Annotated in this window: 14 protein-coding genes; 6 read left to right on the forward strand and 8 right to left on the reverse strand. The window is 41.8% G+C overall.

What is annotated here, in order from left to right:
- Positions 1-97: 97 nt before the first annotated feature.
- From ABEB05_RS05910 to ABEB05_RS05930, 5 genes are all read right to left on the reverse strand, one after another.
- The gene (locus ABEB05_RS05910) at positions 98-799 is read right to left on the reverse strand and encodes a DUF305 domain-containing protein (RefSeq protein WP_265788385.1); all 702 of its coding nucleotides are present in this window, start codon (positions 797-799) and stop codon (positions 98-100) included.
- Between the two features lie 308 nt (positions 800-1,107).
- Positions 1,108-1,677, reverse strand: a complete 570-nt coding sequence (locus ABEB05_RS05915) for a Crp/Fnr family transcriptional regulator (RefSeq protein ID WP_265788386.1) — start codon at positions 1,675-1,677, stop codon at positions 1,108-1,110.
- Between the two features lie 26 nt (positions 1,678-1,703).
- Positions 1,704-2,741: an SDR family oxidoreductase gene (locus ABEB05_RS05920; RefSeq protein WP_265788387.1), complete on the reverse strand. Its 1,038-nt coding sequence runs from the start codon at positions 2,739-2,741 to the stop codon at positions 1,704-1,706.
- Positions 2,742-2,862: 121 nt separating this feature from the next.
- Positions 2,863-3,630, reverse strand: a complete 768-nt coding sequence (locus ABEB05_RS05925; RefSeq protein ID WP_265788389.1) for an MBL fold metallo-hydrolase — start codon at positions 3,628-3,630, stop codon at positions 2,863-2,865.
- A 68-nt stretch (positions 3,631-3,698) separates the two neighbouring features.
- A complete protein-coding gene (locus ABEB05_RS05930) occupies positions 3,699-4,274 on the reverse strand; it encodes a Crp/Fnr family transcriptional regulator (RefSeq protein ID WP_265788391.1) in 576 nt (191 codons plus the stop codon).
- 206 nt (positions 4,275-4,480) lie between these two features.
- On the opposite strand from ABEB05_RS05930, the gene ABEB05_RS05935 reads away from it, so the two are divergent.
- Complete coding sequence (locus tag ABEB05_RS05935) at positions 4,481-4,951, forward strand: aminoacyl-tRNA deacylase (RefSeq protein WP_265788393.1); 471 nt, start codon at positions 4,481-4,483, stop codon at positions 4,949-4,951.
- Positions 4,952-5,046: 95 nt separating this feature from the next.
- A complete protein-coding gene (locus ABEB05_RS05940) occupies positions 5,047-5,577 on the forward strand; it encodes a cupin domain-containing protein (RefSeq protein ID WP_265788395.1) in 531 nt (176 codons plus the stop codon).
- Between the two features lie 572 nt (positions 5,578-6,149).
- Here the strand turns inward: ABEB05_RS05940 and ABEB05_RS05945 are convergent.
- Together ABEB05_RS05945 and ABEB05_RS05950 are read right to left on the reverse strand one after the other, a co-directional pair.
- Positions 6,150-6,950 carry a DUF5677 domain-containing protein gene (locus ABEB05_RS05945; protein WP_265788396.1) on the reverse strand — a complete coding sequence of 267 codons (801 nt, stop codon included), beginning with the start codon at positions 6,948-6,950 and terminating at the stop codon, positions 6,150-6,152.
- 181 nt (positions 6,951-7,131) lie between these two features.
- Complete coding sequence (locus tag ABEB05_RS05950; protein WP_265788398.1) at positions 7,132-7,320, reverse strand: hypothetical protein; 189 nt, start codon at positions 7,318-7,320, stop codon at positions 7,132-7,134.
- A 304-nt stretch (positions 7,321-7,624) separates the two neighbouring features.
- Here ABEB05_RS05950 and ABEB05_RS05955 point away from each other — a divergent pair, with 304 nt between their 5' ends.
- From ABEB05_RS05955 to ABEB05_RS05970, 4 genes are all read left to right on the forward strand, one after another.
- Positions 7,625-8,326, forward strand: a complete 702-nt coding sequence (locus ABEB05_RS05955; RefSeq protein WP_265788400.1) for a DNA-binding domain-containing protein — start codon at positions 7,625-7,627, stop codon at positions 8,324-8,326.
- 370 nt (positions 8,327-8,696) lie between these two features.
- Positions 8,697-9,818: a magnesium/cobalt transporter CorA gene (gene corA / locus ABEB05_RS05960; protein ID WP_265788402.1), complete on the forward strand. Its 1,122-nt coding sequence runs from the start codon at positions 8,697-8,699 to the stop codon at positions 9,816-9,818.
- A gap of 49 nt (positions 9,819-9,867) precedes the next feature.
- Positions 9,868-10,749, forward strand: a complete 882-nt coding sequence (locus ABEB05_RS05965; protein WP_265788404.1) for a universal stress protein — start codon at positions 9,868-9,870, stop codon at positions 10,747-10,749.
- Between the two features lie 5 nt (positions 10,750-10,754).
- Positions 10,755-11,765, forward strand: a complete 1,011-nt coding sequence (locus ABEB05_RS05970) for an endonuclease/exonuclease/phosphatase family protein (protein ID WP_265788406.1) — start codon at positions 10,755-10,757, stop codon at positions 11,763-11,765.
- A 134-nt stretch (positions 11,766-11,899) separates the two neighbouring features.
- Here ABEB05_RS05970 and ABEB05_RS05975 read toward each other — a convergent pair whose 3' ends face one another.
- Positions 11,900-12,499: a transposase gene (locus ABEB05_RS05975; RefSeq protein ID WP_265788408.1), complete on the reverse strand. Its 600-nt coding sequence runs from the start codon at positions 12,497-12,499 to the stop codon at positions 11,900-11,902.
- Positions 12,500-12,616: the final 117 nt, after the last annotated feature.

The raw sequence follows: 12,616 nt of genomic DNA on the forward strand, positions 1-12,616 counted from the left end.
ACATTGTAAATTTAGATTGCAATCGGAGTTCATATTTATATTATCTCTTTTAAAATTAGAAGTGCTTTTTTTTGAAAAAAAATGTATTAAAACAACTTCAACCTGATTCTGGTAAATCATCAAGCATCAGCTGCATCCGGTCGATTTCCGTCCGCTGGTCGACCTGAATATCTGAGGCCAGCCGGAAGGCCTGTTCATCCTGGGCGGCCCCATCGGTCCCAAAAAGGTTGTCAACCATATGTACCGCACCGGCATGATGTTCAATCATATATTTGAGAAACAATCGGTCGAACTCAGTACCCTTAGCCTTCGCAAGTTCTTCCAGCTTTTGCTGCGAAAGCACACCGGGCATTTTTTTGTAGCTGGTAAAAGGCTCGTTATCGATCTCAATATATAAATCCAGTCCTTCAATCTGGATTTTCGGTGCAGGTTGGTCCCGATCGCGGAGCCACTGCTGCATCGAAGCAATTTCATCTTTCTGGGCATTAATAATCCGTGCGGCCAATCGCTGAACTGCAGCACCGGCATTATTTTCCGGGGCTAAACGGGACATGATAAGTGCCTGTGCATGATGGGCAATCATCCCCCTCATAAACTTAACATCGGCTTCCGTGAAGTCCATGCGGGACTGCTCCACCTTCTCCCAGTAAAGCTCTTCCAGCTCTGATTTATTCGAGGAAGACGCAGTCTCATCTGATTTTGTACTTTCAGTACTTTTGCAGGAAACTGTTCCAATAAAAAGAAGAAGGACAGCAACAATTTTGAAAGGAAATAATACTCTTATATTACTGTTAAACACGTCTCGGCAAGAATATATTTTTAAATTATACTTTAATATAGCGCCACAGTATAAATGCAAAATGGAAGAAAAACCAGTGCATTTTTTTAGATTCTTTGGCCAATAACCTTCTGTTTTCCTTCTTTTCTCCAAACTTTAGTCTATGGCGGGAGGCGTTATTATCATCCTCCGAACAGCTGATAATTATTTACTCTGTAAAAGGTATCAATTTATTTGATAAAAAGTAACGCCTTTTGATCTATTTATATTTAGGGATAATTAATATGAACTCCAATCCTCTTGATAAATTAATATTCACATGAAAATACTTATGATAACTCGCGCCGTATCCTGCTCAAAGACTGTGGTGTAATATGCAAATATGAAGCAATATGCTGTTGCGGAACCTTCAACGCAAGATCCGGATAACGATTTATAAACTCCAGGTATTTATCCTTGGCAGATCCAAAATGCAGGAATTCCTTGTTCTTTATTTTGTTGAGCAACGCTGATTCCGTTAAACTCTTAGTAAGGATATACAAATTAGGAACCTCTTCATACAACTTATTCCACTTTCTGCGTTGGATGGATAAGATCCTGCACTTGGTTACAGCCTCTATACCCAAAGCGCTCGGTTTATTATCATAAAAACTTTCAAGAGCTACGGCAAATTGGTTTTTACAGATAAAATGTTTGATAATTTCCTTCGCATCACCTCCAATGATATATTCCCGTAAGATGCCTTCATCGACAAAACCAATGCGATCGGAAGTCATGCCTATGGATAAAAAATCGTCACCGGACTTAATGCTTTGTACTTCAAAAAAACTGGTTACATATTCCACCTCTTCATCAGACAATATCCCTCCGAAACTCAGAGCATTGATAAGGTTTTTCATATTTTTTTAAAATGGGTCATTAAGAATTATATTAATTCGACGTTTATTAAACTGCGGGCACATGAGCGTACTGCTTCCTTCACAGGTAACGGCTCCCATTGCAATACATTTCTTGATTTTGAGCTATCGACCTTTCTTTCCTTACCCAAATCATTGAGTATAGGTTCAAGAGTAGAATCAAAATACGAAAAAAGACGAACTATAAAATTTGGGAGGATCCAGGTGGGTATACTTCTGTCAGGAAAATGCTCCTGTAAAATTTCCGTAATTTCATTGAATTTTAAATATGCTGATGATCCTATAAAGCGTTCACCCGCTGCTTCCGGGTGTTCCATGGCTCGAATTAAAAGATCAGCAACGGATCGAACGTCCACTATATCAAAACCAATATTGGGCACCGCCGGCATGCTTCCATCCATTGCTTTGCGAACAATATTTGCTGAAGTCCCGAAATCCTTTTCCAAAACGGGTCCCAAAATAGCCCCCGGACAGACTGTTGCAAATTCTAATTCACCGTTATGCTGATCCATAAATTTCCAAGCCTCTTTTTCAGCTATTGTTTTACTTCTATAATAAGGGGTAGTATCGTCCTTATTATCACAATTAGTCCAGTCAGCTTCGGTATATATTCCATCTTCAATACCCTTTTGTTTTCCGTAAATGATCGCTCCTATGGACGAAGTAAGTACTACCCTCTTCACATTAACATTATGAGCTGAGGCCGCTTTAAGTATATTTATCGTACCATTTTTTGCCGGAAGAATTAACTCATCTTCATGATCCGGAAGTTCCCTGGGGAATGGAGAAGCAATATGCTGGACAAAATCTATTCCCGGCATTAGCTCATCCCAAACGTCGTTATCCTGCAGATTCGCCTCCGCAAATTGTAACCAATCGATATTAGAGGTATGCTGGGCTATAACATTTTTAATATGATCTGCGCGCTCTATATTTCTCAGCGTTCCAGTCACCCGATATCCCTTTTCGAGTAATTGAATAGCGGTCTGAGAACCGAGGAAACCGGTTACTCCGGTCAATAATACTGAATGTCTTTTCCCTTCCATAGTATGTATATACTTTTAAAATAAGTTAGATTTCTCTGCGTCTAAATTATAAGAATCATACCTCTTATTTCTCTTATCATTTGGTAAAAAATAGGACAATGTTTTATTGACCAAGAAACGCCTACAGAAGCTCTATGCTTTCTCCGTCATTCGGTATAAATACTTTATCCTGAAGCTTTTCTTCCTCTAGCATATTTCTCAACTGTTTTCTGGTAGTCGGACAATGATTAATTGCTTCCAAATGATTCGCAATTACTTTTCCGGGACTCTGTCTGACGAATTGAATAATTTCATCCATATTCATCAGTAGTGGTCTGAATATATCAAATTGAGCAGAACCGCAGGCAACCACACTGACATCGGGCCCATATTCCGTTAGTACCTGGTTGACACCATTCGTAAAGATAGTATCTGAACTTAAATAGATGGACGGTTCTCCGGGTAATTCAAGAAGGAATCCCATTACATCACCCATAAACTTGGTCACAAATCCATAACCGTGAGTGGCCGGGATTCCGGTTATATACCCGCCCGAAAACTCTTTCTGTTCCCAGTAATCGAATGTTTTATGGATAGCAAGCCCCTGTTTATGAAGTATTTCTTTGTCATGGACACTGCACAATACGGGTATTTCTTTTTCCTTAAGAAATGCGATGCCCGCCCCATCGAGATGGTCCGGGTGTCGATGGGTAATTATTGCATGTGTAACGCTATCCAACAATGCCTTACTTCCCTCTGGCAAAGAAACAGTAGGGTTTTTCCTTGGTTTGGATCTAATAAAAGCAAACGGAGGAAGTGTTCCTTTATCCCCGAGCATTGGATCAACTAACAGAACTTTTCTTTCAGTTTCTATTACCATGGTTACATTTCGGAGGTGATATATCCTCATATATTCATCATTTTGTTGTTGTTCGCTCCCAATTAAATGATGAAGTCGAAAAATAGCATTGATTCCAATCAAGAAATACGGCGGCGTATTCTGCTCAGGGTTTCGGGCGTGATACCCAGATAGGAAGCAATATGATACTGGGGTATTTCCTGAAGCCACTCCGGTTTATAGATACGAAGCTCTTTGTAAAGTTCTTCCGGGGTCTTTGTAACCCGGTTGTATTCGAACATTTCCCTGATCTTTAATAACTGCTCGAAGACCAAATCTCTAAATTCTTCCCGGCATTCATATTTTTCCAACAACTTAAAAAAAGGTATCCGGTCAAGCTCAAGCAACTCTATATCTGTTAAGCTTTGCTGATTCCGTTTTGTTTTTACAGTGTTGATGAATGAGGAAAAATCAGTTATAAATCGAGGTTTCGTATAAAAATTTATATTCACCTCCCGGTGATCGTTCAGGTAATACTCTCTTATAACTCCCTTATTAAGGAAGCGAAGTTTACGATCCGTTTCAGTCTCTTTAAGAATTATAGTGTTTTGGGGGATGACCCTTTGCTTAAAGGAAGACAATAGCTCATTAAGTCCCTTGTGACTGAGCGGACAATTTGTTCGAAGAAACAGGGATATATTTTCTGTATTACTCACTTAGTTCATGATTAATGCCCAAACTTAAAGGCCTTAAAATTACCGTATCTAAGATAGTAGGCTAAATTTTAACTGCAAAGATATTAGCCAAAAACGACCAGATTAAAACCCGTCACTTAATTATGCGCGCTCCTCATTGGAATGGTTCCAGTCTGGTTTTTATTATAGATTATATCATAGCTATTTAATTTAATCCGGAGGTCATTATGCCCTTAAATAAATTAATCAACTATTTGGATGAAAAGGGAAAGAAATATGTAGTAGTAAAACATTCCCCGGCATTTACAGCCCAGGAAGTGGCGGCATCAGCTCATATTCCGGGCAAGGAGATGGTTAAAACCGTGATTGTAAAAGCGGATGGTGATATGAAGATGGTAGTGCTCCCTTCTACACACGATGTAGATTTTGATGCCATAAAAGAAGCCATAGGAGCCGAAGAAGTTGAGCTTGCCTCAGAAGATGAATTCGAGAATATATTCCCTGATTGCGAACTGGGAGCCATGCCCCCATTCGGCAATCTTTACGATATTGATACCCTGGTAGCCGAATCGCTAACCGAGGATAATATTATCGCATTCAATGCCGGCACCCATAAGGAATTGGTGAAAATGGGCTACAGTGATTACGAGGAACTGGCTAATCCCCAGATTATGCCGGTAGGAGTAAAAAAGGCATAACCTCATAACTGGCAAATATGTTTTTAAGCGTTCTTGCTCTGGGTTTAAGGGGATTATTACGCCTCAATTTTAATCCAGATGATATATAGAAGAATATGCAACCGAAAAAATTATATCTTGAAGACGACGGCAGCATCCCCAACAACAAATTGCCGCTGCTCCTGTACCGCAATGCCTTTAGCAAGCGGGGACCAGCTGGTGCCCGTTGGCTCGAAGAACAATTCCACCAACATAATTGGACAAATGCCTGGAAAAACGGGGTTTTCAACTACCACCATTACCACAGCACTTCGCATGAGGTTCTGGGCGTGTATTCCGGAAGCGCCAAACTGCACCTTGGAGGAGAACAGGGCCAAAAAGTGGACGTTCAGGCAGGAGATGTTATCATCATTCCGGCCGGGGTAGCCCATAAGAACCTGGGCAGCAGCCGTGACTTCAGGGTGGTCGGCGCCTATCCGGACGGAAACAGCTATGATTTAAAGACTGGTAAGGAAAGTGAACGTCCTCAAGCCGATAAGAATATTGCGGCGGTACCCATGCCCTCTGCCGATCCCCTGCTGGGCCAAAGCGGTGGACTCACGGAAATATGGAGTAATATAAAGTCAGAGCTAAAAGATAAGATATAGGAAAATACAACTTCCATCACACATCAAAAAAATGTAAGGAGCAAAAGATGAACGAGGAAATCATAAATCTCAACCCGCTAGTCTATTTAATGGATGGATTTGCACCACACTTTTTAAACAATAGAAGCTTCTTATTCTGATTTCCATTTTTTAAAATACCTAACTACTACCAAGCCGAATAGCAGAGTCATAGAACCATGGAGTATGAGTTGAGATTGCTCAATGATTAAATTGTAAAGGAAAAAGAGTAAAAACAGACTGAAAACAATAAGTAGAATTAGATTGTAATCTCTCGAAACCCTTTCTGAAAAGCTCATAGCTATAATATACGTTTATAAGGAAATAGAGTGGTATAACGGTCTGATACACCCTATACACTTATTTAGCAAATAACGAAAAGTGAACCCAAAAACCAAGGTCTGATGCTAGCTTTCCTCTTCATAATCAGCAACTCAGTCGGCTACAATAGATTTGAACCAAGGATCTGTAGAAGTCAAGTACGCTGAGATGTGGGTGAATCTGTCACCAGCCTGAAGAGTGACATTTTCATTTAGAAGGGATTAATGTACTGTTTATTTGCTTAACTCAACCTCTTGGTTAAAAAGCTTAGCTATTTTTACGAACTTATTCTTGTAATCTTTATCACTATCATCATGCAGTAGATTATGAATCGATTTAAAATAATCGAACACAATTTGTCGAAAACTAAAGCTGGATTTCGTTAAACATTCTGAGAATAGAACACTTGTAATTAATACTGAATTGTTAATAATAGTTTGGTTATCAAATTTGTCATAGGGATTGGGCTCTAATTTAGTAATGGTGTGAAATTCCGGATAACCATCAAAATAAGTTGGATGAACTCGACGTGATGCATATTCATACCCGAATTTATAGAGGAATCCGAGGTCATTTTCTTTTAAAATTTTCTTAGGATCAGGTTTATTCCAACCATCTAAATTCTGCTTATATTCTTGGTATTTCTTCCATTCCTCTTTTGTAATTTGAAATAAAGGATCCTCTAATATTCCTTCAAGGGATTGGTCACTTCTTGCATTATTAACATGTTCAAAATTTGCAGTAAGTGTTTCAAATTTAAATTCCTGAAATGAATCGTGCTTACTTAAGTAGTATACATGAACTAATCGATCGAGCAATGAACGGTACAGGATTAATGCATTATCGTAATATTCCTTTTTATATAAAATCAAAATTGATTCAAGTAAAGAACTTCCTTTTGCAATACAATTTCTTAGATAAAAGTCTTTCGATTTCTCGGTTTTTTCAGCTAAATCAAAAATCAACATTGGAGCTACAGCAACAATATTTTTCAAACACTCAAATATTTCTTTTTCAGGTATTTTTGATTGCATTCCAATAGATATTTACAAAAGCATGCTACCTTCTAATTAATCTACTAACCCAACGGCACAACAATTTTCCTTTTACACTCGTAGTTTGCCAAATATTCCGTTTAAACACAAAATTCCAACTTTAATTGCTAAATCTGCAAGTTTACGACCTCTGTCCTTTCGCATAACAAATGCTAACGAATCAGCGCTGTTGCCGGTGTATCACGGGGGCGGGCCGGTGCAGCTCGTTAAGCGCCAGCTCAACTTTTAGGTAGTATATCCATTCGGGGTATTTCAATAACCGCAGCCAAAGATCTATGGCCTCTTCTTCGGTTAGCTTGCCGCGGGTATAGTTCGTCATGTCTTGTATTAGGTTCTCTTCTTCGCCCATTTATTTGCCCTGTTTTTAGTGAATCTTTGTATAGTAAGTACCTTTCAGCGGCCAATCCTTACAACTTTTTTTAAATTTTTTGTAAGGATTGATCTCCAAAACGTACTTACTTATGTGAGGTCACAAATATAGGGCCTCTCAAAAGAGAGGGCGGATACAAATATCTGTCCGCCTGTAAAAAATAAAATATCAAACAGAAGGCCGCGGGGTGCCTCACTGTATTGCTGCTTTCTTTATCGATAGGCTGCCATATAGTACATCCGGTAACCATACTAGCCGGTCCTTCATAAAACCTATTCTTATTATGGGATTAGAATTCTATTTAGCACCAAATAACATGACCGCTGATACCGAAGATTATATGGCTATCAGCAGTAATACCAACAGCTATTCCATCGAAGATGTCTTCGATCATATGACGCGCGAGGGCTCTACCATTACCAAGGCAGAAGCCCTTGCCAGTTTCGAGGAAATCAGCCAGGGCATTATCAACCTGATTCGCCAGGGAAATGCGGTGGTCACGCCCCTGTTTAATATCCGCTCGGGTATTAGCGGGGTATTCGAGGATGAAGATGACAACTTTGATCCGAATCGCCACCAGGTACGCATTAACCTGTCGGTAGGCTCCCGTCTGCGGCCCATTACCGCCGAAATAGATCCGCAGAAAATTAAAGCGCGCGAACGTCAGCCGGATCTCGAATACTTCTACGACGATGCTACCGATACGAAGAACGATGTTATCACTCCTGGTCGTGGGGCGCGTATTGTGGGAGAGTTGCTTAAATTCGACGAAGACGATCCGACCCAGGGTATCTTCTTTGTGAATAAAGACGACGCCTCCGAGACACCGGTGGATGAAAGCATCCTTAAGAATAAACCCGGGGAGCTTATTTTCATTGTGCCTACCCTGCCCGCCGGGATATACCGACTCGAAGTGCGTAGTATTATATTCAATACTACGGAACTGCGCACCGGAGCCCTTTCGCACGAACTGACCGTTTCTTAGCTGTCAACAATCGGGTTCGTCTGTCTAAGACATAAGACCAAAGCCTCTCCATCTGCCTGGTGGAGGGGCTTCTTTATTTCGTTATGGTGTATAACACGTCGTGTTAAGGGTCGTAACACGTAGGGTTAAGGGGTCTAACACGTCGGGTTAAGACCCTTAACGTATCGGGGTTGGAATACACTCTCTCCGGTATATGAAGAAATAGATGACTGGTACCCACTTGTTATTCTCCCCGGATTATCAATAACAAAAGGGAAATATCACCTGTTGAAGTAACAAATTATCTGCAATTACGTCTCCCTGCCCCCTTGTTTGTAAGCGCACTCTTCTACATATTGAGGCATACATTAATCTGGTAAGAACTGTGTATATGGCAAAAAAAAAGAAGAAAAAGCTACGAAGTCTCCTTTCCAAACGTAAAGCCCATGCCCGAAAAGCTCCGGGTACTGCGCCCGGTACCGTGCAATATACCGGGGACCAGAAGGTCGATGAGGTCAGCATTAAGGTGCACGATTACGATGTCGATCATGTGGAGCATATCTCCATTGCGGATATTGAGGAGTCACGGCCCTTCCTTGAAAACTCATCCAAAACCTGGATCAACGTTACCGGCCTGCATGATGTGGACAAGCTAAAAAGCATATGGAAGTATTTTGATCTCCACCCCCTGGTCCAGGAAGATATTGTCAATACTAGTCAGCGACCAAAGGTAGAAACCTATGATAACTGCATCTTTTTCGTCCTTCGTATGCTGTCTTTCGATCCGGAGAACAAATCGCTGGTTTCTGAGCAAATCAGCGTGGTGCTGGGGAGTAATTACGTGCTTTCCTTCCAGGAAACGGATAGCAACTATTTCCAGCCGATCTTTAATCGCCTCGAGGCCGGGGGACGCATCCGCACCCAACCGACGGATTACCTGGCTTATGCCCTGCTGGATACCGTTGTGGATCATTACTTCAACGTGATTGAACAGATAGGCAATGAAATTGAAGAAGTTGAGAATATCCTTTTTGAGGATGAAGAAACCAACCAGGATTTACTGCAAAAGGTGCATCATATCCGGCGGGAAGTCGTCTTTTTGCGTAAATCGGTGTGGCCTTTACGTGATGCCCTCAATACCGCTATCCGGGATGATTCCGATTTTATATCAGACCATACCAAATTATTTCTCCGCGATGTGTACGACCATATGATACAGGTTATTGACAGCGTGGAAAACTACCGGGATATGGTATTAAGCCTTCACGATCTCTATATGTCGTCGATGAGTAACCGGATGAACGAAATTATGAAGGTGCTGACCATTATCGCCACCATTTTTATCCCTCTTACGTTCATCGCTGGTATTTATGGGATGAATTTCGATCCTGAAGCCAGTCCCTATAACATGCCGGAGCTCAGCTGGTATTGGGGATATCCGGCATCCATAGCAATAATGGTTGTATTAGCCCTGATTATGCTGTACTATTTTAAACGCAAAGGATGGTTATAGTCTAACGTATTAACTGTGAACCACTTATAATCTTTTTATATTTAAACCTATGGAAAATCTAAAAATTCTTGTCCCTCTCGACTTTTCTGAACTGAGTGCCACTGCTCTGCAGTCGGCCCGTCGGATGGCGGAAATGTGGAACGGAAGCATTACTCCTTTTCACTCCTACCTGCCTCTTAACGAGGTAGACGGCGGACCCTATATGTTCGGGATGCCCTCTACCCCCGTTGAGGATTATGAGGATGTGGAAAAAACCATTCGGGAACGACTCAACGAGCTCTCCCGGGAACATATTGAGGCTTCCATGCTTAAGACCCCGCAGGTTTCTATTGGCAATCCCGCCCAATCTATTGTGGAAGAAGCCAAAGATTACGATATGATTGTGATGCCTACTCACGGGCGCACCGGCTTTTCCCGCTTTTTCCTGGGTTCTGTTGCCGAAAAAGTGCTTCGCATGGCGCATCTGCCGGTATTGGTCGTCAATAAAGAACGGCAGCTTACCGATCTCGAACATATCCTGCTAACCACTGACTTTTCTGATCACTCTAAAGATGCCTTTCCCTATGCCAAGGCCATTGCCCAAAAAGCAAATGCACAACTGGAACTCATCAATATTTTTGCCTACGATCCGGAACATAACAACGATCCGGATAAGTCCAAGATTCAGCTTCGCGAACAACGACTCAAAGTACTGGCCAAAGAAGAGCTCCACGAGTTGGGCGACCAGGTTACCACCAAGGTAATCGTCTCTACGGATACTCCTCACGAAGCAATTCTCAACTATAACCTGAACAACCCCCAGGATCTCATTGTGATGTCGACAGTGGGCCGTACCGGCATTGATTACCTTATGATGGGCAGCACCACGGCTAATGTGGTTCGACACGTTAAGAGTCCGATTCTAAGCATCAACCCTAAACAAGAAGCATAAACCCTTTGAAACGATTTATCTTTGGCATTGTTATTCTTGGGATTGCCTTATCTCTATTTAAAGCCTGTGGGGGTACTTCGGGTTTCGAAGTCGATGATGAAGACGAACCGGAGGAAATTTTGCCCACCGAGCCAGTTGCCCCGGATGGCATACTGGAAACCGTAACCTGGAATACCGAGTGGTATGGTAATGAAGGGAATGGTCCCGATGATGAGTTCCAGCAGACAAAAAATATCGTGCGGGTGTTAGACTCTCTGGATGCCGACCTCTATGCCATGCAAGAAATCTTCAGCCAGGAAGCTTTTAATGAGATAGTTGAGCCCATGACCGGCTATAAAGGCTTTACGGCTGATTTCATCAATAAAGGCCAGAAGATGGCTTTTCTGTATAACACCAACACCATCGACTCCCTGGAAGCAGGTGAAATATCTCTAGCGGAGGTGAGGGAAACCTACCGGGATGAGTGGGAATACTACTGGGCCAATGGCCGACCTCCCCTCTTTTTTCGATTCGATTACCATACCCCCAACAGCGAGCAAACGGAGTTCTTTGCAGTGGTTATTCACGCCAAAGCTAATTACGGGGACTACCAGGAATCTTATAAGCGACGCCAAATGGCGGCCGAGGGCTTGTACTACTACCTGTTGGATGAGCATCCCAATGCCAATATCATTCTGATGGGCGACTACAACGATGATGTGGATGAATCGATTTATTACGAAGAACAAAATGGCGAAGAGGTATACCAGGAAACACCCTACGATGAGTTTACAGAGGATACCCAACACTTCCGAATAGTCACCAAAGTACTATCTGAAAATAAGCACACCGCTTCCATAAACTATATGGATAAGGGCGACCTGATAGATCATATTACTATGAGCGATGAGCTGTTCAATCTTTATATCGATGACAGTGCGACTATTTATGAAGCCCCGCTTGATTATATCCCCGACTTTGAAAGCAGCACCTCAGACCATTTGCCGGTTTGGGCCAAATTTGATATGGCTCAGTAATTAATTGGTGTATTTCCTCGTTCCCGGAATATTTGGATACAAATCTAATTGGATTTTTCGCTGGCGGCCACGCCATGGCGTGTTGTCGGGACGTACCATGTATTAGTCCGTATTGATTCGAATTTATCACTTATTCAGGCTACTGCCATATATTCTACCGCTTGCTCGTGAATTATATTGCTATCGGTATTCCTGTCTCTTTTACCTTTCTGCCACTGCAATGGATTATCAAATATATATTGCCTTATGCGCTTTAAAGCCCGCTCATTTCGGATTATATGATCATAAAAGCGCGACTGCCATGCAAAATATTCGTACTCATGGGCATTGCACCACCGGGTAACGGCTCCCTTAAAATGATTGATAATCATAGATAATGATTTTGATTGGGGCTGCCCGAATTTTGCTTTTCTCTCTGCTTCAGAAGCATTTGGTACGGACATGCCATGGCATGTCCCGACAGCTTCTTCTGATTCAATTCCGATTATCCCATGAATATGATCAGGCATTACCACAAATTCATCCAATATCACATTTTCCTGATGATGAGGAATCTGCCGCCAATAATGCCAGGCTATGCATCCAGGCACCGACAGGCCCATCATACCATCATTAATATGGCCAAAATGATGCTGGCTCTCGTCCGTGCAGATTGTAATAAAATATAGCCCTGTCCTGTAATCCCAGCCCTTCAATCGGATCGATTTTCGATTCGGACAATTCCTCTTTTGCATCTCTTTCTTGATTTAAAATCAATCTGCCTCCAACAATTCTATCCTATTTTAATCACGTCTCTCATTCGTATTTGTGCGGAGGTAGCATGCTACGTCCCCGACGAAAAATGTATTAAC

Source organism: Fodinibius salicampi (assembly GCF_039545095.1).
GTDB lineage: Bacteria > Bacteroidota > Rhodothermia > Balneolales > Balneolaceae > Fodinibius > Fodinibius salicampi.